This is a genomic window from Bacillus sp. PPSBB_2, from assembly GCF_045291115.1.
In the GTDB taxonomy this organism is placed as follows: Bacteria; Bacillota; Bacilli; order Bacillales; family Bacillaceae_G; genus Bacillus_A; species Bacillus_A cereus.
Genome location: NZ_CP147983.1, coordinates 2,027,433 through 2,048,380, shown reverse-complemented (window position 1 = coordinate 2,048,380; position 20,948 = coordinate 2,027,433). Strand labels below are relative to the sequence as shown.

Below are 20,948 nucleotides of genomic sequence, written 5' to 3'. Positions count from 1 at the left end.
TTCATATTAGTCATTGTAACACAAATATACAAAATTTTTCGTATAAGCGTTTTATTAGAGAAACAAAAAAGAGAATGGTAAAATATAAGAAAATTCAATCAAGGAGGCTATTTGATGAATTCCAAGCTTTTTTCACCTTATACAATTAAGAACGTTACACTAAAAAATCGTATCGTTATGTCGCCTATGTGTATGTATTCCTCGGGGAATGAGGATGGCAGCGTTACGAATTTTCATCTCATTCATTATGGAACTCGCGCTGCTGGCCAAGTAGGTTTAGTTATGGTTGAAGCAACTGCGGTGTTAGCTGAAGGACGAATTTCTAACAAAGACTTAGGTATTTGGGATGACAACCTAATTGAAGGCTTACATAAAACGACTACTTTTATACATGATAACGGCGCAAAAGCTGCCATTCAACTCGCTCACGCCGGAAGAAAAGCAGAATTAGAAACAGATGCGTTAGCTCCTTCAGCCATTCCATTTAATGAAACAATGAAAATGCCAATAGAAATGAGCAAACACCAAATTAAAAATACTGTATTAGCTTTTCAGCAAGCTGCAGTACGATCAAAACAAGCTGGATTTGATGTTATTGAAATACATGGCGCTCACGGTTACCTTATCAATGAATTCCTATCACCACTTACTAATAAACGGACGGATGAATACGGCGGCTCACCTGAAAACTGCTATCGTTTCTTACGCGAAATCATTGACTCGATAAATGAAGTTTGGAACGGACCGTTATTTGTCCGTATTTCAGCAAATGATTATCATCCTGAAGGGTTAACAGTTCAAGATTATGTTCAGTATACAAAATGGATGAAAGAACAAGAAGTAGATTTAATCGATTGTAGCTCTGGAGCTGTTGTCCCTGCACACATCGATGTTTATCCTGGGTATCAAGTACAATATGCTAAACATATTAAAGAGCATGCTAACATTGCAACTGGTGCAGTTGGATTAATTACGACCGGAGTACAAGCAGAGCAAATTTTAAACAATAACGAAGCTGATTTAATTTTCATCGGACGTGAGTTACTTCGCAATCCGTACTTCCCGAGAATAGCGGCCAATGAACTTGGCTTTGAATTGCAAGAACCATATCAATACAAGCGAGCGCCAGGGAAAATTCATACGAATAAATAAAACCGAGAAGTCATTCTTCTCAGTTTTATTTATTCTATCGTTGTAATTTCATTTGAATTATAAGTATGGATACCCGATTCTTCTCGCAGCGCGGTTATATACATCCCTTTCGCCACATCTTTAGCTGAAATTGGTTTATACTTTTTGAAAGCCCCTTTAAAGATAAAAGGAATAATACGAGATAACTTTTCAGCCATTTGTTCGCCGAAACGAAATTCTTGTCGATTTCCTACTAATAATGATGGTCTAAAAATGTGAATACCACCGATCACTAACTTTTGCAATTCTTCTTCCATTTTCCCTTTCACTTGTGAATAAAAGAAAAATGATTTAGGATTCGCTCCCATAGAAGACACGACAAGGAAATTTTGTACCCCTTGTTTTTCAGCTAAACAAGCAGCTCGTAACGTATATTCATAATCTACTTTTTTAAAATTTGCTTTTGTTTTTGCTTTTTTTATTGTTGTTCCTAAGCAACTAAAAACATCATCCACAGCAAAGAACTCTTTATATTCCTCTAATACCGAAAAATCAACTTGTTTCTGCTGTAACTTCTCATGTTGCAATTGCATTGGCTCTCTTACAAAAATAGTAACCGAATCGTAGTAATCTGATTCAAGTAATAGACGCGTTATCTCTTGTCCAACTAAACCACTTGCACCAAGTATTAACGCTGTTCGCTTATTCATATATACATATACCTCTTATTTTACTTTTCTCTCCTTCAGTAAAATACAACCTTTAGGAGTTTCCTGCTCTTATTTTACCACAAGTAAAACACTATGCGTACGCATAGTGCTTTACTCACTCTTTTTTCTCATTTCTCTCTTGTAATTTCGTTATTGTTGTAGCGTCCCCTAAATTACTTATTAATCTTCTTAAAAAAATTAATACGAAAGATAATGGCAATACTACCGCTAATATTAATAAAATAGCTTCCATTAAGTAACCCAAGCGCTCATCCCCCTCTTTACCTCCTTTTCAATATATGAAAACAGCGTTGTCACATATGCATGCATTTGCAAAAATAATACACCTATATTTGACAACTTTATAACAAAAACAAATCGGAATGATTATTATTTATTGCAACTTTATTAAAGATGTATTATACTAAGTTCGCAAACTAAAACGTAATTATTCCGTTTTGTATTAAAATGATATTTTTCTTCTATAATTGGGGAAAATATATCCGTAAAAAAGAAAAGAGGAGAACTTCATGCCTAAAAGATTGACTATATTTTCATTCTTACTTATTTTTACCTTAATTTTCGCTGGCTGCTCAAATAAAAAAGAAAGTAATGCCAAGAAAGATGGAAAGCTAACAGTTTATACAACGATTTTCCCACTTGCTGATTTCGCAAAGAAAATTGGTGGCGACTATGTAAATGTTGAAGCAATTTACCCACCTGGTGCAGATTCACATACATTTGAACCAAGTCAAAAACAAACAGTACAAGTTGCAAAAGCCGATTTATTTGTTTATAACGGCGCTGAATTAGAACCATTTGCTGAAAAAATGGAAAAAACATTACAAAAAGAAAATGTTAAAATTGTAAATGCATCTAAAGGTATTGAGCTTCGTGCTTCTACTGAAGAAGAGCATCATGATCATGGAGATGGCCATAAAGAAGATGAACATCATCACGATAAAGACCCACATGTTTGGTTAGATCCTACTCTAGCAATGAAACAAGCAGAAAAAATTAAAAATGCACTTGTAGAATTACAACCTGAACATAAAAAAGAATTCGAAAAAAACTTTGCAGCACTTCAAACTAAATTTACTGATTTAGACGATGGATTTAAGGCAGCTGTAGCGAACGCAAAAACGAAAGAAATTTTAGTTTCTCATGCTGCCTATGGTTACTGGGAACAACGATACGGCCTAAAACAAATTCCTATCGCTGGAATTTCAGCTTCTGATGAACCATCTCAAAAGCAGCTTGCTGACATTACAAAAACAGTAAAAGAACATAATCTAAAATATATTTTATTCGAAACGTTCTCTACTCCAAAAGTAGCATCCGTAATTCAAAAAGAAACTGGTACAAAAGTTTTACGCTTAAATCACTTAGCTACTATTTCTGAAGATGATGCAAAAAATAATAAAGATTACTTCACTTTAATGGAAGAAAACGTAAATACATTGAAAGAAGCAACAAACTAATCCATTATATTTTCTAGGCAGCTGAATCTGTTATTCAGCTGCCTTTTTATGTATTTATCCTTGACTTGACCAAAATAACAAGTAAAATTATCCATATTAGCTTGAAAGCTATATTAATTTAGAAGGTGAGTTGGAATTATGAATCTTCACATTTGTGAAGTAACAGCAAAAAATTGGCGTTCAGTAGTTGCTTTAGACGTCGCAAAAGATCAGCAACAATTTATTGAAAGTAACGCGTTTTCTTTAGCAGAATCATTATATGAAGGAAACGGAACGTCAGTAGGTTTATATGATGGCGAAACACTTGTAGGATACGCAATGTATGGATGGTATTCAGTAAAACATAAAAGTGTATGGCTCGATCGCTTTATGATTGACCAACAATATCAAGGAAAAGGATACGCAAAACGTTTCCTTCGCTTACTTATTCAATTCTTACAAGAAAAATTTGAATGTAAAATAATTTACTTAAGTTTACATCCAGACAACAAACTTGCAATGGGACTGTATGAATCATTTGGTTTCCGCTTAAATGGGGATATTGATGATGAAGGTCCAGTTGTAGGTGTTGTAATGGAGTTACTAATAGACGAAAATACAAGCCTGTGAAAACAGGCTTTTTATTATACAGTCATCAATTTTTAGTTTCTTTCCCTTATTTAATTCTGTTTTGCAATCTAATAGAATGCTCATAAAAAATAAGCCTACAATTTACGCAGACTTATTTCACACACTCCTCGAAATGTTCTTGGAACCACTCTTTATTAATATCTCTTCCGATAAAAACTACTTCACTTACTCGCTCTTCGCCCTCTTGCCACTCTCTATCGTACGAAGCAGCAAATAACGTATGTACACCTTGGAAAACGATACGTTTATCTACTCCGTCTATCGATAAAATTCCTTTGTAACGATATAAATATTCCCCTAGCTCTTGCACGACAGCTGACATCCACTCATTAAGCTTTTGTAAATCCAGCGGACGTTCTTCACGTAATACAAATGATTTCACACCTTCTAAGTGGTTATGTTCTTTATGAGGGTAAATTTGCAACGTATCTTTCGTTTTAAACGTTTGGATTTGTAATAAAGATGGTATATCTACCTCACAGTTAGTCGCCTCAATTAACTTTGCAGTCGGGTTAATTCCTTGAATTTCATGCAAGAGATTTTCTTTCTCATTCTCTTCAATTAAATCTAATTTATTTACTAAAACAACATCAGCAAACGCAATTTGCTCTTTTGCTTCTAATCCTTTTTCAAAATGTTTATGTATATGATAACTATCTACCACCGTTACAACACCGTTAATTTGGTAAGCAGATTGGATGACTGGATCTAAAAAGAATGTTTGAATAATCGGGCCTGGATTTGCAAGGCCAGTCGTTTCAATTACTAAACCATCAAAATCCATTTTCCCTTCTGCTTTTACGTCCAATAACTGTTTTAAAGCAACAAGTAAGTCTTCACGTACAGTACAGCATAAACAGCCATTTGTCATTTCCATAATTTCTTCTTCCACATTCATAATCAACTGATTATCAATGCCAATTTTCCCTATTTCATTTACAATCACCGCTAATTTCTTACCGTGATTTTCTGATAAAATACGATTTAATAATGTCGTTTTCCCCGATCCAAGAAAACCAGTTAATATTGTTACTGGAATCATTTCGTACATCTCCTTATAGCTATATGTTTCTACATTATAACATATGAACACTCCCCCACTTAACAAAGTTTGAAGTGGGGGTTTCTAACGTTTCGACCTAACGGACGATTAACGTCAGGGGAGTTAACACATTAGCGAGCTGTTTCACGCCTAACCCCTCTATCCCATTTGTCCATGCATTTGGAATTACTTTTCGTAAAATGTTAGCCGCAGCATTTACATCTGCATTAATTAAAGTTTTATTTGCTGAACGATATATACCGCGCTTTATTCGTTTTCCTGAAAAAGTTGTATTTTGGTCATTTTCTCCATACGTTGGAATGAAGTCGTTATCCAGAAAACTTGCTTTCGATGTATATGATTCTTCAGTTACAACAACTTGAATGCCTACAGCATTTGCTTTGTATGTAATCATTTGAATCAGTAAATTATGTGGGATATGACAAAACGATTGGTTATTTCTTTTTCCCATATTCGTTTCTTGTTTCCAACTTTTGTTTTGACCAATAACGATTTTACAAACTTCTTCTTCTTGAGCTAGTTTTACGATGTGGTGACTAACTTTATGGAAGACGTCTTTTATTTTCAAGTAACGTTTTTGATGAAGTTTTTCTATCCTTTTAGAAGTAAAAGGTCCTTCATTCGTTTGTTTTCCATTTCTAAGAATGCTTGTAAAATGACTCTTCATTTTGTTGTAATATTGATTTATGCTTTTGACATGTTTGCCCTTAACAAGGACAGGTTTCATACCTGTGTTTGTTACGATGGTTGCAAGGTTATCAATCCCTAAATCAATACTCATATAACGAGCATTCTCTTCAATCATTTGTTGTTCAGAAGGAACATCAATTACCAATTCCACTACATATTCATTGTATTTTGGAATCACACGAACTTGTTTCAGTTTACCTTCAGTGAAACCTAGTTTCCCAATATTTAATTGCAATTTCGTCTTTGGAAACTTTAAAAATCTACCGTTTTTAATGATGCAATCTTGGTTTGTATACAGAATCTCTTTTTCAGAAGAACGAATATACTTTGGAATCCTAGGCATTCCATCATATTTGTTTGGATTCTTTTTATAGTCTTTTAAACTAGCAAAAAAAGATTTCCAATTTTGGAACAAACCTTTCATGATGGACTGGCTACATTGCGTAGGCAAAGCTCGATAATCATTTTGAATCATAGCCTTAAATAGTGCATCTAGAAAGTTGTAATCTACATAAGGTTTTTCAAAATTAGGTTCTGAAAACAAATTACATGTAATCTCTTTCTGTTCTTCTTTAGGCTTTACTTTCTCTTTCTCCAATTTCTTCCGATAGGCAAGACGTTGTGTGTCATTCATCTTCCCAATATTTTTATGAATATTATCCAGAACTTCTTTTTGCAAAGGCTGCAACTCTTTTTCTTGTGTTAATCCAGTGTACACCTGGCGTATATAAAAGTTTGTGGTGTTGTACATATTCTTAGCGTTATGACAACATTCTTGAAAATAAGAATACATACGATGCCCTTTTTTTATCCAGATTTGAAGAGTTTTATAGTTTGATGGATTTTCTTTTGCCATTTTATTCACCTTCTTGTTAAGGATATTATAGCAAAAAAGAACATATGTTTCCGTTTTTTCTCAAAAATAAAATATTTCTTTCGATTCACCTCGCCACCTTCATTTACGTTTAGAGATGGGAGTCCTCTCGAAAGGCATGATAGAAAAAATCGTTTTTATAGCAAAACATATTTATTGTCTGTACACCTAATTAACTATATAATAATATGTAGTAAGAAAGCCTTTTCAAAACATTATTATTCATCAAGGGGGTACTTATAATGGAGCGAGTTCAAATGGCTGAAACGCTAGAATTTTCTCGTATTATTCAAGGATTTTGGCGTTTAGCAGAATGGAATATGACAAAACAAGAATTACTTTCTTTCATTGAAGATTGTATGGATATGGGAATTACTACTTTTGATCACGCTGATATTTACGGCGCATATACGTGTGAAGGGTTATTTGGCGAAGCTTTACAATTAAAGCCTTCCTTACGAGAAAACATGCAAATTATTACAAAGTGTGGAATCGCTCCCCCATCACCGAAATTTCCAGAACGATATGTTGCTCACTACAATACTAGTACAGAGCATATTATACAAAGTGTAGAAGCATCACTTAAAAATTTACATACAGATTATATTGACGTATTACTTATTCATCGTCCCGATCCTTTTATGGATCCAAATGAAGTGGCAAAAGCCTTTTCACAATTAAAACAAGAAGGAAAAGTTCGTCACTTCGGTGTATCTAACTTCTTACCTTCACAATTTAATATGTTAAATTCGTACTTAGATTTTCCACTTATTACGAACCAAATTGAAGTTTCTGCATTGCAGCTTGAGCATTTTGAAAAAGGAACAATTGACTTATGCCAAGAAAAACGAATCAATCCAATGATTTGGTCACCTCTTGCTGGTGGTGAGATCTTTACTGGTCAATCAGAACGTGCTGTACGTGTACGCGAAACTGTGCAAAAAGTTGCTACTGAGCTAGGTGTTTCTAATATCGATACGGTTATGTATGCTTGGTTACTTGCTCATCCAGCTAATATGATGCCAATCGTTGGCTCTGGTAAATTAGATCGCGTAAAAACTGCCGCTCTTGCTACAAAAGTTAACTTAGACCGTCAACAATGGTTTACAATTTTCGAAAGCTCTAATGGACATCCTGTACCATAATGCATAAAAAGAAGAGCTATTTTCTTACAGCTCTTCTTTTTCATATGTATTTCTAGTCATGGCAAATACACACATATCCCTTAATCCGTTTCCATCTACCGCAACACTCGCACTTTCTAACGTACCTTCTAACTTAAAACCTAATTTCTCAGGTATCGCTCTACTCTTCTTATTTAAAGAATCACAACGAATTTCTACACGGTTTGCTTTCAATTCAGAAAAAGCGTAATCCGTTATACCTTTCGCAGCCTCTACCATATAGCCTTTTCCGCTAAACCTTGTATCAATCCAATATCCGATTTCAAATTGAGGTATATCCCAATTAATACGATGTAATCCGGCTGAAGCAATAAATTCACCTGTTTCTTTCGAAAATACTAGTAATCTTAAATCCTCATGTTGCAAAAATTGAATATGTGATTTTCTAATACTTTCTTCTACTTCTTGCTCTGTTTGCTCTTTTTGTGCAAACACCATCCAAGGTTTTAGTTCTTCTATTGAAGCCTGAATTGCATCATATACAACTTTACCATCTCCTGGTTTCGGCATTCGAATAAAAAGCCTGTCAGTATAAAATTCAGAAGGAAAATCGAATAATAACGGATTCACTGTAAACACTCCCTATATTTCTTTTATATATAATAATATCCATCTCAAGTTATATAGTAAAGAATTTTCTGAATTGAAAACCTTTTACTCATTCACTTCCACCGCTACACGAATTCCAGATTCAATCGCACCTTGAATCCATCCGTGATATAGCGTTGTATGATCTCCAGCGAAGAATATTCTCCCCTCTGGTTTGACAATCGCTGGTTGCAACTCAGATTCTTGACCTGCTTGAAAAAGTGCAAATCCTCCAAGCGCATACGGATCCAATGTCCAGCTTTTTGATATTCCAGATATGAACTCATCATACACTTGACCACCTAATATTGTTGCTAAGTTGTGTAATGCGTAATAAATACGATCACCTTTTGATAAACCATCCCATAACAACGCGTCATAAGACCATGTATAGCTACCTAACATCATAGCCGGTCCTTTCTGCCCAATTCCATAACTTGGATAATAGGCATAACGAATTGGCAAATCTGTTATAATTCTGCCGCCTAATTGTCCTTGTTCTTCCCAAAATCGGCTTTTAAATTGAATTCCTATTTTCGTCGCAGGCATATAATGTAATTCACGAATTGCTTTCCATTTTTCATGAGATATAGAATCAAACGGATCTACTTCTACAAAACGCATTGTCGAAAACGGAATGGTAACAATAACTAAATCTCCTGTAATACTACTATATTCAAAAGTTTCCTCGTTCCGATAGAAAGCTGTCACACCATTATCGTGTTGATGTAGCTTCATTAATTTTTGATTATATATAATATTCTCTTCTAATTGCGGTAAAAATGACTTTGGCAATCTATCGTTCCCGCCCACAATTTCACAAAATCCGCTCTCCTCTTGCATAATGTATAGAAAGCGTAAAGTCTCTACAAACGATCGTTCCAAAAAACCTTCTAAATCTAATAGAACACCAATCATCTCAATTGTTACTGGCGAAAAGTAAGTATTATACTGATAAGGATGATACTTTAAAAATTGCCCAGTAGAGTATCTTCCAAAATCCTTTACTACAACGTCCCAATTTTTTTCTGGGTTCTTTTTTATAAAATTTATAATGGGCTGTACCGCTAACAATAATAATTCCTCTGACGTTTTTCCAACTTCATTCATTTCCACAGGATATCTTAGATACTTGGATCTTTTTCATATTGTTTTAACGTCGTTTTCCGTCCATTTACGTATATAATATCCGTCTCATTCCTATTAATAAAAGGTCTCACCTGTAGCCCAAATTTTCTTATATATGTCATCGTTAATGTATGCGAATATGGAATCCTCATTGCTCCAACATCTAAATATAATCCGGTATCTTCCATTCTAACCGTTTCTATACGGCCACCTACCCGGTTATTTGCTTCAAAAATTTTCACATCATGTCCTGCAGCCTTTAATAAAGAGGCCGAAACTAACCCAGCCATACCAGCTCCCACTACAATAATCTGTTTTGGGCTTGTCGTCTTATTCAATCCTTTATCTATAACTTTTAACGCTTCATCCATTTCAGTGTTATACATTATATCTTTCTGCACAATTCCACCCCTTACTTCATCAAATGGACGTTAGTGGTTTAGTGCATTTTATTCATAAATCCCCATAAACATAACACCATTGCAATTTGAATATTCACTAAAAGTACATAAGAGACAGATCTCACTTTTCTTTATACTTCGTATAATATAGCAACTACAAAGAAGGAGTGGTTAAAAATGAAACATACCTATGACTATGATGCTACAAAAAAACATTTAGAATTAAAGAAACAAAACTTATGTAAAAAACTTAGCAATATGACACTATCTGAAAAAGAACGTGAACAACTAAAACGTGAAATTGACAACTATGAATATATTTTAAATCTAGTCGAAATGAATCATTATGAACGCGGATTTTCTCGTTAAAAGCGGAAATAAGATTATCCGCTTTTCATTTTGAGCATTTCACTACGCATTTTTCATAAGTAAATATATAATAGGATGTACATTAAGATTGAGAGGTATATTCTATGATCAAGTTAAGTGTATTAGACCAATCACCTATTTCAGATGGTAGCACAGCAGCCCAAGCTTTTTCACATACAGTTACGCTTGCACAAGAAGTTGAAAAACTCGGATTCACACGTTTTTGGGTATCCGAACATCATAATTCCGTAAGCTTAGCTGGTTCAAGTCCAGAAATACTTATTTCTCATATTGCCGCAAAAACGGACCGTATTAGAGTCGGTTCAGGTGGTGTTATGTTACCGCATTATAGCCCATATAAAGTTGCTGAGAATTTCCGTGTTCTAGAAGCATTGTATCCGAAACGCATCGATCTCGGTGTTGGTAGAGCTCCTGGTGGTATGCCAATAGCAACTCGCGCACTTCAAGAAGGGAAAATGGTCTCACTTGATCAATATCCAGAACAAATTGCAGACGTTGCAATGTACTTACATGATCAAGTACCAGAAAACCATCACTATGCAAACTTAAAAGCCACTCCAGTTATCCCAACGTCTCCTGAAATGTGGATGCTCGGTTCTAGCGGAGAGAGCGCTAAAATTGCTGCAAACAACGGAGCTTCTTTCGCATTTGCACAATTTATTAACGGCTTCGGAGGCCCTGAAGTTATGAGGGCTTACCAAGAACAATATCAGCCTTCATTTTTAGGAGATAAGCCTAATTCAATCGTTGCCATCTTTGTTATATGCGGAGAAACAAATGAAGAAGCGGAAAAAATTGCTTCTAGTTTAGATTTATCAATCTTATTATTAGAGCAAGGAAAACGAACTACTGGTACACCTTCTATTGAAACTGCTCAAAATTATTCATACAGCGCTTATGATTTATTCCGTATAAAAGAAAATCGTCAACGTATGATTGTTGGTGATCCGTCTTCTGTAAAAGAAAAAATAATAAACTTAAGCAAAGCATACAATACTGACGAATTTATGATTGTCACGATTACTCATCAATTTGAACATAAATTAAAGTCTTATCGCTTATTAGCAAATGCTTTTAATTTATAATTCTAAAAAGAGATGCATCACATGTGATGCATCTCTTTTTCTTACTACTTATTGTTTTCATTTCCTATATATTCAATAGCTTCTTTTAATAGCTCTTCAAAGTTAATAGGATAATCATGATCTAAGTCAGGCACAACTTTATACTTATGTTCTATATTCTTCTCTCTTAATAGTTGTACAAATTGCTGCGTGGATTCGAAACAATCTTCATCTTGATCCCCGCATACTATATATCCTTTTATATGTTTATCCTGCAGCACTCTTAACAACTCATCCCATTCTTCAATCTCGGGAAGCCATGGTGCCATAAAAACAAAACCATCTACATTTATATCTTGTTGTAAAATCGTATATAAAGCTACTCTCGCCCCTGCAGAAAAACCACCAATGATTACACTTTCTACTGTATGATTTTCTATAAACTTATTGTAATGCTCTTTTAATTCCTCTTTTCCTCTCTCTATATCATCCCAAACAAATCCATCTGAAAACTCAATTTGTGAAGACTGTGGTAAAGCTAACATATAATCTTGTGTCAACACAGATTTCCAATATGGTTCTACTATTTGTATATTTTCTTGGTCACCGTGCAATGTAAGTAGTAGATTTCCCTCTTTCTTGCTGTATATATATTTCACATCTGGTCTTTCCTTTTTATGTGCTAATTCTTCTCTTTCTTTACATAATTGCACCATTGTATGAAATTCTTCAAATTTATGTAGTGATTTTAAATCTTCGTCGGAAATTAAATACTCATTTCCATACCAGAATCCCTTTTCTATAATGGCCTCTCTCATTAAATGTAATGCTTCTTTTTCAAGTCCCGATGCACTTGCGAGTGCATACTTAAAATTATATATTTGCGCCTCATTCCCTATTACACCTGTAGCGTTTTCCATTATATAATTGTACGCTTCAAAACTTCCTTTATTTGCATAACAACGTAACGTTTCATTTAATAATTGAATGTAAGTCATGCTATTTTTCATGTACCAATTCCCCCGAAACCTTTTATAATATTTTTTGCGAATCTTTATACCACTTTGTATAACCCACGCTAACAATACCTTATTCTCAAAATGATGCTTAATAGTTACTCTTCCCTGTCCAATACATTTAGTATAAATAATAATAGACTGAAAAATCAATATTTTAACAAACAAAAAAAGACAACAATATATGTATTGTTGTTTTCATTACATCTACCCGCTCTTTTGTTTTTTTCTATCTGGTTTACTTGAAACTAAATAATGTTTTTCTGAAATATATAAGTCTCTTTTTAAGCTACGATTTAAGTAAGGTCCTAGCTTCATTCCGCATATGAGGCGATCTTCGCTACCTTCAACAATTGGGAACATTTCTTTTTCTGTTACGTATTGGTCTACTGCTTTTTGTACGACATCAATTTCTTTCACTAGGCTTAAATTTTCTGCTGTATGTTCAAATACCTCAAGCGTTTCCTTCGTTATGAGAAAATCATTTGTTGGAAATGCAGGTAAATACGGTTTTAACAAATCATAATTTACTGTATAATCTTCATTTACTAATACTGTATAAACGATATTAGCATTCGTTTCTAAAAACTGAGCCATCGCTTGTTCTAATTCATCTTTCGTAATTTCCCGCTCTTCTTTTCCAGTTCTGAAAAAGCGAAACATCGCATCGCCTCCTTTTTACTATATTATAGCATAAAAGAAAACTGAAAAATCATAAAAAAACCCATTGAAATAATTTTTCAATGGGTTTCTATTATATTTATCGTTATTTTAAGAATGCACTTAGCATCCATACATGCTGTTCTAATGTTGTATGAATTGCTAACAGCATGTCAGCTGATGTTTCATCGCCAGCTTCACCTGCAACTTCCATACCTTCTTTTAATTCTTGAATAAGTGCAGAATAATCATTCACTAATGTTTGCACCATTTCTTCTGCAGATTCTTTGCTTGTCCCTTCGCTGACACTAGATGTTGCGAGATATTCTTTCATTGTCGCTAATGGTTTACCTTCTAAAGCTAAAATACGTTCTGCTAACTCATCAATATACGTTCCAGCCTCATTATAAAACTCTTCAAATTTCTCATGTAATGTAAAGAAGTGTGGCCCTGTCACATTCCAGTTTGCTACCTGCTTGTTTAATACTTCAACAACATTTGTTTTCGTACTCATACAATCACTCCTCTTATCATTTTGTAATGTTTATCTTTTAATAACCTAATTACATTTTACCATACATTCCCTTTCCTTTCGAACAATTGGCTTATATGTAACAAAGTTTTAACACCTTTAATGCTTCCCTAATATCATTAAATTCATGTATTTTTTCAAACACTTCATACGTCTAATTGTCCAAGCTCATACATATGCATAATAGTACATCAAGCTCATCATAGTAGAAAGAGGGATAACATGGACAATCAACAATGGCAAGTAGCAAAGAAAGTAGCCGCTACTTATATCGGAACTGTCGTTGGAGCTGGATTTGCTACTGGACGAGAAATTGTTGAATTTTTCACAGTGAATGGATTATACGGGACAATTGGCATATGTGTAAGTGGATTTTTTTTTATTTGGCTTGGCACAAAGATGATGTTACTTTCATCACAAATCGGGGCATTTTCAGCGCAAGAATTTAACAAATATTTATTTGGGGATGTATTTGGGAATGTTGTAAACACATTATTATTACTCGTTTTATTCGGCGTAACGAGCGTTATGTTATCAGGGGCTGGTGCAGTATTTGAAGAGCAACTTCGCTTACCAAGACAACTCGGTATTCTTATTACAGTTATCGCTTGTCTCATTATAAGTAGCCGCGGATTACAAGGTGTTTTTGAAGTAAATACACTTGTCGTACCTATTATGATGATTTTTATTATCGGACTTGCTATTACAACCTTTTTTCACGGTACAACTCCTATTAACAACACTATTCCTGCAGAGAGCTGGAATATGAAATGGATTACTAGCCCTATTACATATGTCGCCTTAAATCTTTCTCTCGCCCAAAGTGTTCTCGTCCCATTAGCCAGTGAAGTAAAGGATCGAAAAGCTATTTTTTGGGGTGGGATTTTAGGTGGTGCTGGACTTTCTTTAATTTTATTATGCAGCCATTTAGCAATCTTATCAGTCGATCAATTTTACCAATATAACATCCCAATGGCTGAAGTCATAAGAAGATTTAATGCAACTTTTCACTTCTTTTTCGTTCTCATTATTTTCGGTGAAATTTTCACAACTTTAGTTGGTAATGTGTTCGGAATGACAAAACAGATGCAATCTATTACTGGGTGGAAAAATAACAATATTATTTTCTTCATTTTACTAATTAGTTATTGCTTTAGCTACATCGGTTACAGTGACTTACTTCACATTCTATATCCTATCATCGGATGGGTAAGTATTGTTATACTGCCAATCATTGCGTTTAAACAACTTCAAAAAACATAAAAAAGCATCCATGTTATTGGATGCTTTTTTATGCTCATTCACAATCATCACATACTTCCCAATACGGTCCCATTTCTAATGCTAAATATGGCTTTAACTGCAACCGAATCATTCGACTAGGCATGCGCTCTAAAACAAAGTGAATACCTTCTTCATCTTCGTCTAATTCAACTTTTGAAATCGCAATTCTTTGCATAGTCGTAATGGGAATTCCATCTTTATATAAAGTGATTTTCACCTCATCGTATTCATTAAAATATAATTCGACACTCATTTGATTTTTCAGTATTTCATCAACAATTTTAAATGTATTATTTTGTTCTTGGATTATATATTTCCATCCGCCTCTATCTTCTTTCGGAGCTGTTTGAAATAATGTCTCCAAATCCTCGTATAGCATAAGATAACCCCTCTCTTACTAAAAAACGATGAGTATTTTATATACCCTTTATCTCTATCACTATCCATAGCTATTGTACCATATATCAACGTTCTTACCGTATTCATTTGCTTCATACATACTTATAAAATAACTAATTCTATCTCCATTATTATGTATATTACCTCATTACTCCATACACTCTTACAAGTTCAAATAACGACAGACTTTAATCCATGCAAATATTGTCTACTCTCTGCTTTTATTAGTTCACAGCATTCACACTTTTACATATAGTAAGACTACCACAAATAAAAAAGGAGAGTGACTTATACCACTCCCCTCAAAAGACCTTCCCTATAGCTGCTAAAACTAATACGATTATTAAAATTGCAAATAATAATGAGACAATGAAACTAAAAATAGGTAACGCTTTCTTTTCATTCTTCTTAAATAGTAACTTTAAACTAAGAAAAATATTTACTGGTACAAATATAAAATAAAAATATTTAACAATTTGCACCGAGCTATTCGAAAGTGTTTTTAATATAAACACTTCAATTAGAAAAACAATAAAAAATGAAATACTTAGCCAAAATGAGACGTAACTAAGCCAAGAATGTCTTTTTGTCCCCCAATACACTCCCATAATACTCTCCTTTTATTTGTATTCTATACGTTAATAATTATACACAAAGCTAACAAATACCTCTATTTTTCGACAAACATTATGCAAAATACCATTTTAAACGTCATAAAGGAAGTTTACATCTCCATTTGATTTTACACAATAAAACAGACTACCCTCTATTGGCATAATGCTACTAGGGGATAGTCTGTTCTCTATTAAACTTTAAATCTCTCAATTAGCCCTTGCAACTCTTCAGCCATTTGAGATAACGTGCCTGCTGCAGATCCAATTTCCTCCATCGAAGCTAGCTGTTCTTCAGCTGAAGCCGCAACATTTTGTGTGCTTGTCGCATTATTTTGTGCTGTCATTGCAATTTGTCCTACCGAAATAGATACTTCATTTGCCCCTTTTGACATTCCATTAGCCGTTTCAACCATCGTCTTAATTTGATTAGCTATTTCATTTGTAGATTGTAAGATTTCAGCAAAGTTTTGCTTCGTTTCATTTGCGATAACAAGTCCAGATTGAACTTCCTCATTTACATGATTCATAGATTTGACTGTCTTACCCATATCATCTTGTATTTCACATATTAATTTACTAATTTCACTAGAAGATACGCTAGACTGCTCTGCCAATTTACGCACTTCATCTGCAACAATTGCGAAACCTCTTCCATGCTCACCGGCTCTTGCGGCTTCAATCGCCGCATTTAGAGCTAGAAGGTTTGTTTGATCTGCAATATTTTGAATTACTTCTAAAATATCACCAATTTGTTTTGATTTATTATTTAGTAATTGTATAACTGCATCTGATTGTGAAACCGATTCTGCAATAGACTGCATCTGGTTTACTGTTCTTCCTACTAGTTTCCCACCATCTTCTGCTTTTTCACGAGTATGTGCAGAAGCCGTATTAATAGATGATGAACTATTTGCTACATGTTGAATTCCTTCCGTTACATCAAACAGTAACATAGCGCCATTTTCTACGCTTGTTGTTTGCGTCGTTGCCCCACTTGATATTTCATCCATTGCGATTGTGATTTGCTCAGTCGCTTCACTCGCTTGCCTTACACTTGCAGTTAGCTCTTCTGATGCCGCTGCAACATGCCCAGCTGAATCGTTAATTCTTCCAATTAACGTCCGTAACGAATTCGTCATCTCATTAAAGCCTTTAGCAAGTTGGCCGATTTCATCATTAGAATGAATTTCAATTGTTTGCGTTAAATCCCCTTCGCTTATTTCTTTAGAGGTAACAACTAATCTCTTTAAAGGCTTCGTAATTGAAAGTGTTACAAAATAAATAAGTGCCCCGCCTACTACTAATGAGATAAGCATAACAATTAACATATTATAAAATACAGGTTGAGCAGCTTCAATTACTTCACTTGAGTACATCGTCCCACCAATTTTCCAACCTGTTTTTACATTTGTAGCAAATACCATATTCTTTTCACTACCGCCATAAGAATATGAAAAAGCACCGTGATTATCTTCATAAATTTTCTTTGCCCAAGAATCAGCCGCTTTTTCCCCTGATTTTTCTTGTGGATGAGCAATTATTTTTTGCTTTCCATCTAAAATGAAGGCATATCCTTTTTTACCAATATTAATTAACTTTGATGTTTTTAATAAATTATCTAAACTTAAATCTAGCGCAACAACTCCATTTTTATCTTCTGTTTGTTTTGCGATTGTTACGACAATATGTCCATTTCCTTTTGCCTTATATGGCTCAGTAACAACAATACCACCTTGTTTTGCAACCGCATCTTTATACCAAGAACGCTCTATTGGATTATAGTCTGCTGCCATTTGTATATTTGGTTCTTGTACAAATTTTTTATCATTTCCGGCAACATATACTTGTTCAATATCTTTATTTAAATTTATATATTGAGATAACATTTTTCTTAATTCATCCTGATTATCTCCTTGATACATATTCCCCTGAATCACCCGTGCAAAATTATTCACATCATTAAATTTTGCATCAATCATTTGATTGATTAAATTATCCAGTATTTTTATATTGTCGTTGGCACTACTCTTAATTTGCGATTCAAAATTCTTTTTGGCTGTTTGATAAGACATGCCTCCGATAATAGACACAGCCGCAATTAAAATTACAAAGAATGAAATTAATAGCTTTTTTGCTACTTTCATATCACGAAACAAATTTAATAGTTTACCCATTATGAACCTCCTAATTTTCAAATTTAAAAGTTAAATTGAGTTAATTATGAATATTTCCCAATCCCTAATTATTATTTTCATAACCTATTATGATGAATACTTTGTAAAGTTTAAACAATTAATTTCCCTTTGTCTATATATATAAATAATATTATTATAAAATTTACAAATAGAAAAAACCAAAGGGGCACCCTTTGGTTTTTACATTTTTTTATGTTGTTTAGAAAGTTTTTTCCACTTATCACGCTCTGCTCTGGCAAGGATTGCATCTTGTTTTCTTATAAAATACGCCAGTTCTCTTTGTAATTTTTTATAGCTTTTCAAACGATCTATCGTAATAAGTCCGTTTTCAATTGCACTATACACCGCGCACCCTGGTTCATTCTCATGCTTACAATCACGGAAACGGCATGTTGTCGCAAGTTCTTCAATATCAGAGAATGTTGTTTGAATCGCTTCGCTTCCTTCCCAAAGTTGCAATTCCCTCATACCGGGAGTATCAATTACGAGAGCGCCACTTGGCAATTGAAATAACTCTCGATGCGTTGTCGTATGCCTTCCCCTACTATCCTCCTCACGTATATCTCCCGTTTTTGCTACCTCAATTCCTATTAGCGCATTTAACAAAGTTGACTTTCCTACCCCTGATGACCCAACTAAAGCAATTGTTTTCCCTGAAGAAACGAATTGTTTCAACGAATCAATACCTGTATGCTCTAAACTATCAACAACAAAAATAGGAACACCAATTGCTATAGCTTCCGTTTCTACAATTTTTTGTTCTATATCATTACATATACTACTCTTTGTTAAAACAATAACTGGCATAGCGCCACTTTCATACGCTAATAATAAATAACGTTCCATCCTTCTAACATTAAAATCATGATTAAGTGCATTCACTAAAAATAAATAATCTACATTTGCTGCTATAATCTGTTCTTCTGTTCTTGTTCCAGCCTCTTGTCTTGAGAAAGAGCTTCTTCGCTGGAAAATACGATGAATAATCGCTTTCTTTTCATCTTCTATTTTCTTTATATACACCCAATCACCAACTGCTGGATAATCGCCTTTCGTAACTGCTTCATGCCGAAACTTCCCAGACAGTTCTGCCATATATTCACCATCATTACAAATAATTCGATATATATGCTTATGCTCAAGTAAAATACGCCCTACTTCAAAGTTCTCTACAGCTTGTTCCTCAAAAAAAGAATCCCAGCCATACGATTCTAAAATATTTTGATTCAAATTGATATCCTCCCTAGTGTAAGCTAAGTGGAAGGATAGTGCGCTCACTTATATCGTTTCGCCCTTTCCATCCACCTTTGTATTTGGTTTATTATTCATATAAGTTATTTTCGCCATAATACATCACCCCGTTCTTATTTTAATTACCCTCATTATATGGAATTCTCCTATAAAAAGCTACATCATTTAACGTAATTTTCAAACAACTTGTTTTTGAGCATTCTAATTTGTCCTCGGTGACTAATTTCATCTTCTAGCACATGAAACCAAAGATAGTGCTGGTTATATACTACACCGTTAGGCCACTTTCTTTCTGACATGAGCCACTCATTACCTTGTTCACTTAAATACTTCAGAGATTCTTCTCGAACACTTTGTAGAAGTTGTATATAATACTGTATTTCATGACCACGGATCGCTCTACCCGCTTCCCCTAAATACAGTGCATCTTCCCATATTTCTAATTCTTCTTTTGTAAAGTCACGATTTTGAAATGAAATAAGCTGATGAACTTTTTCAATAGCTGCTATATGCTTTAATAAGGCGCCAATTGAATTTCCGCTGCTCTGCATAATTAAATCTAATTGCTCAACTGATAAATTTTTTACTTCGCCTAATGTTACAGCTCTCGTATGCTCCAGCATGCTTACTAATTCCCCTATATTTTTTGTATAACCATCTACACTTCTTATTCGATAATCTATCTTCATATCACGCACCCCTTTCTGCATTCATATTATTGTAAAAATGATTCATATAATAGACTGAAACCTTTCGAAATTTTCTGTTATAATTAAATTGAATACAAAATATACCCAAACAAACTTTCTCAATATGCTTATATGAAATATTAAAAGGAATCAATATAAAATAATCGAATCTTATTCACTAAAAGGAGTGGATTCGATGGAAATGTATCAATGGCTAACCGCTGTTCTCGTTGGTGGCATTACCGGCTTCGTTTCCCATCTAATCAATAACCAAGGTAAGTTATTGCTTCCACGCCGTTTGAAAACATTTTTTCATTTTGGATTTTTAACTGATATTTTTACTGGTAGCCTAGCCGCACTTCTTGGGCTCGTTTTATTCGATGTCACCGCGATAAAAGAAATTATAAAAGTATCCATTGTAACTGCTATTTCTGGCCAAACTTTCTTACTACATCAAGCTCTTGGTGGCGAACAGGCTAAAAATACGCAAATTGGGAAAGCTGATGAGAAGATTCAAGAAATTGACAAATTATTGCGACGTTAGTGTATACTTTCTTTTAAAATTATTGTTATAATGAGGAGGGTGTTGCAAAACTCATAAATATCCAAAAATGAATGCATAAAAAAATCCGTTTTCCTGGAAAAATGATAGTAACCGAAACTATCTCCAGAAAGGACGGATTTACTAGTATGATAACCAAATTTGATGAAAATCAATCCATTTTACAGATTTTATTTGCATACGTAGACAGTTTAACTATTGAAGGCGTTCCGCCTGTGACAGGTCGCCCACCAATCTGTAGAAAAGCCTTACTGAAATGCTTTTTCTTGAAAACTGTATTTCAAATTGACTCTTTACGCAAATTAACACGTTTTTTGCATCAATATCCTTCATTTCGTGTATCTTGTGGTTTATATTTCGTTCCTCACGTTTCTACTTTTTCACGTGTAGGTACTTGGTTTCGTGAAAAGGG

Annotated in this window: 22 protein-coding genes and 2 pseudogenes; 9 read left to right on the top strand and 15 right to left on the bottom strand. The window is 34.1% G+C overall.

Going from position 1 to position 20,948, the window contains the following annotated elements; genetic code table 11:
- The first annotated feature begins 114 nt into the window (after nucleotides 1–114).
- The gene (namA, locus tag V6946_RS10265) at nucleotides 115–1,152 is read left to right on the top strand and encodes an NADPH dehydrogenase NamA (RefSeq protein ID WP_006922387.1); all 1,038 of its coding nucleotides are present in this window, start codon (nucleotides 115–117) and stop codon (nucleotides 1,150–1,152) included.
- A 29-nt stretch (nucleotides 1,153–1,181) separates the two neighbouring features.
- On the opposite strand, the gene V6946_RS10260 is transcribed toward namA, so the two are convergent.
- On the bottom strand, nucleotides 1,182–1,841 hold the full coding sequence (locus V6946_RS10260) for an oxidoreductase (protein ID WP_001042735.1): 660 nt from the start codon (nucleotides 1,839–1,841) through the stop codon (nucleotides 1,182–1,184).
- 115 nt (nucleotides 1,842–1,956) lie between these two features.
- On the bottom strand, nucleotides 1,957–2,106 hold the full coding sequence (locus V6946_RS10255) for a hypothetical protein (protein WP_000540933.1): 150 nt from the start codon (nucleotides 2,104–2,106) through the stop codon (nucleotides 1,957–1,959).
- A gap of 265 nt (nucleotides 2,107–2,371) precedes the next feature.
- Here V6946_RS10255 and V6946_RS10250 point away from each other — a divergent pair, with 265 nt between their 5' ends.
- The gene (locus V6946_RS10250; RefSeq protein WP_001126148.1) at nucleotides 2,372–3,322 is read left to right on the top strand and encodes a metal ABC transporter substrate-binding protein; all 951 of its coding nucleotides are present in this window, start codon (nucleotides 2,372–2,374) and stop codon (nucleotides 3,320–3,322) included.
- A 138-nt stretch (nucleotides 3,323–3,460) separates the two neighbouring features.
- A complete protein-coding gene (locus V6946_RS10245; RefSeq protein WP_001048677.1) occupies nucleotides 3,461–3,931 on the top strand; it encodes a GNAT family N-acetyltransferase in 471 nt (156 codons plus the stop codon).
- 112 nt (nucleotides 3,932–4,043) lie between these two features.
- Here V6946_RS10245 and V6946_RS10240 read toward each other — a convergent pair whose 3' ends face one another.
- The gene (locus V6946_RS10240) at nucleotides 4,044–4,994 is read right to left on the bottom strand and encodes a GTP-binding protein (RefSeq protein WP_000613418.1); all 951 of its coding nucleotides are present in this window, start codon (nucleotides 4,992–4,994) and stop codon (nucleotides 4,044–4,046) included.
- A 97-nt stretch (nucleotides 4,995–5,091) separates the two neighbouring features.
- Nucleotides 5,092–6,561 carry an RNA-guided endonuclease TnpB family protein gene (locus V6946_RS10235; RefSeq protein WP_049107629.1) on the bottom strand — a complete coding sequence of 490 codons (1,470 nt, stop codon included), beginning with the start codon at nucleotides 6,559–6,561 and terminating at the stop codon, nucleotides 5,092–5,094.
- 260 nt (nucleotides 6,562–6,821) lie between these two features.
- Between V6946_RS10235 and V6946_RS10230 the strand changes: the two genes are divergently transcribed.
- Complete coding sequence (locus V6946_RS10230; protein ID WP_049107628.1) at nucleotides 6,822–7,724, top strand: aldo/keto reductase family oxidoreductase; 903 nt, start codon at nucleotides 6,822–6,824, stop codon at nucleotides 7,722–7,724.
- Between the two features lie 24 nt (nucleotides 7,725–7,748).
- On the opposite strand, the gene V6946_RS10225 is transcribed toward V6946_RS10230, so the two are convergent.
- Both V6946_RS10225 and V6946_RS10220 read right to left on the bottom strand, forming a co-directional pair.
- On the bottom strand, nucleotides 7,749–8,333 hold the full coding sequence (locus tag V6946_RS10225; RefSeq protein WP_366981761.1) for a GNAT family N-acetyltransferase: 585 nt from the start codon (nucleotides 8,331–8,333) through the stop codon (nucleotides 7,749–7,751).
- Nucleotides 8,334–8,417: 84 nt separating this feature from the next.
- Nucleotides 8,418–9,880, bottom strand: a pseudogene (locus tag V6946_RS10220) (flavin monoamine oxidase family protein).
- A 177-nt stretch (nucleotides 9,881–10,057) separates the two neighbouring features.
- On the opposite strand from V6946_RS10220, the gene V6946_RS10215 reads away from it, so the two are divergent.
- Both V6946_RS10215 and V6946_RS10210 read left to right on the top strand, forming a co-directional pair.
- Nucleotides 10,058–10,249, top strand: coding sequence for a DUF3896 family protein (locus V6946_RS10215; protein WP_000683359.1), 192 nt, complete (start codon nucleotides 10,058–10,060; stop codon nucleotides 10,247–10,249).
- Nucleotides 10,250–10,353: 104 nt separating this feature from the next.
- Nucleotides 10,354–11,355: an LLM class flavin-dependent oxidoreductase gene (locus V6946_RS10210; RefSeq protein ID WP_366981762.1), complete on the top strand. Its 1,002-nt coding sequence runs from the start codon at nucleotides 10,354–10,356 to the stop codon at nucleotides 11,353–11,355.
- 44 nt (nucleotides 11,356–11,399) lie between these two features.
- Here V6946_RS10210 and V6946_RS10205 read toward each other — a convergent pair whose 3' ends face one another.
- The 3 genes from V6946_RS10205 to V6946_RS10195 form a co-directional block, all read right to left on the bottom strand.
- Nucleotides 11,400–12,344, bottom strand: a complete 945-nt coding sequence (locus tag V6946_RS10205) for an alpha/beta hydrolase (protein ID WP_000798313.1) — start codon at nucleotides 12,342–12,344, stop codon at nucleotides 11,400–11,402.
- A gap of 213 nt (nucleotides 12,345–12,557) precedes the next feature.
- A complete protein-coding gene (locus tag V6946_RS10200; protein WP_000488210.1) occupies nucleotides 12,558–13,013 on the bottom strand; it encodes a DUF3939 domain-containing protein in 456 nt (151 codons plus the stop codon).
- Between the two features lie 103 nt (nucleotides 13,014–13,116).
- On the bottom strand, nucleotides 13,117–13,524 hold the full coding sequence (locus tag V6946_RS10195) for a Dps family protein (RefSeq protein WP_366981764.1): 408 nt from the start codon (nucleotides 13,522–13,524) through the stop codon (nucleotides 13,117–13,119).
- A gap of 240 nt (nucleotides 13,525–13,764) precedes the next feature.
- Here V6946_RS10195 and V6946_RS10190 point away from each other — a divergent pair, with 240 nt between their 5' ends.
- Nucleotides 13,765–14,805 carry a GerAB/ArcD/ProY family transporter gene (locus V6946_RS10190; RefSeq protein ID WP_006924691.1) on the top strand — a complete coding sequence of 347 codons (1,041 nt, stop codon included), beginning with the start codon at nucleotides 13,765–13,767 and terminating at the stop codon, nucleotides 14,803–14,805.
- Between the two features lie 34 nt (nucleotides 14,806–14,839).
- Here the strand turns inward: V6946_RS10190 and V6946_RS10185 are convergent, their stop codons facing one another.
- From V6946_RS10185 to V6946_RS10160, 6 genes and pseudogenes are all read right to left on the bottom strand, one after another.
- Nucleotides 14,840–15,205, bottom strand: coding sequence for a DUF3979 family protein (locus V6946_RS10185; protein ID WP_000965067.1), 366 nt, complete (start codon nucleotides 15,203–15,205; stop codon nucleotides 14,840–14,842).
- 322 nt (nucleotides 15,206–15,527) lie between these two features.
- The gene (locus V6946_RS10180) at nucleotides 15,528–15,833 is read right to left on the bottom strand and encodes a hypothetical protein (RefSeq protein ID WP_000539569.1); all 306 of its coding nucleotides are present in this window, start codon (nucleotides 15,831–15,833) and stop codon (nucleotides 15,528–15,530) included.
- A 197-nt stretch (nucleotides 15,834–16,030) separates the two neighbouring features.
- Nucleotides 16,031–16,849, bottom strand: coding sequence for a methyl-accepting chemotaxis protein (locus V6946_RS10175; protein ID WP_406622349.1), 819 nt, complete (start codon nucleotides 16,847–16,849; stop codon nucleotides 16,031–16,033).
- A 123-nt stretch (nucleotides 16,850–16,972) separates the two neighbouring features.
- Nucleotides 16,973–17,911 (bottom strand): annotated as a pseudogene (locus V6946_RS10170) (cache domain-containing protein); the annotation flags it as partial.
- Nucleotides 17,912–18,214: 303 nt separating this feature from the next.
- Nucleotides 18,215–19,264 carry a ribosome small subunit-dependent GTPase A gene (gene rsgA, locus V6946_RS10165; protein ID WP_001073088.1) on the bottom strand — a complete coding sequence of 350 codons (1,050 nt, stop codon included), beginning with the start codon at nucleotides 19,262–19,264 and terminating at the stop codon, nucleotides 18,215–18,217.
- Nucleotides 19,265–19,446: 182 nt separating this feature from the next.
- Nucleotides 19,447–19,974, bottom strand: a complete 528-nt coding sequence (locus V6946_RS10160) for a DinB family protein (protein WP_006928050.1) — start codon at nucleotides 19,972–19,974, stop codon at nucleotides 19,447–19,449.
- A gap of 196 nt (nucleotides 19,975–20,170) precedes the next feature.
- On the opposite strand from V6946_RS10160, the gene V6946_RS10155 reads away from it, so the two are divergent.
- Both V6946_RS10155 and V6946_RS10150 read left to right on the top strand, forming a co-directional pair.
- Entirely contained in the window at nucleotides 20,171–20,518 is a 348-nt protein-coding gene (locus V6946_RS10155; RefSeq protein ID WP_000426317.1) for a DUF4257 domain-containing protein, read from the top strand.
- A 146-nt stretch (nucleotides 20,519–20,664) separates the two neighbouring features.
- Nucleotides 20,665–20,948 (top strand): transposase (locus V6946_RS10150; RefSeq protein ID WP_406622057.1); only part of this gene is annotated, 284 nt, incomplete at its 3' end.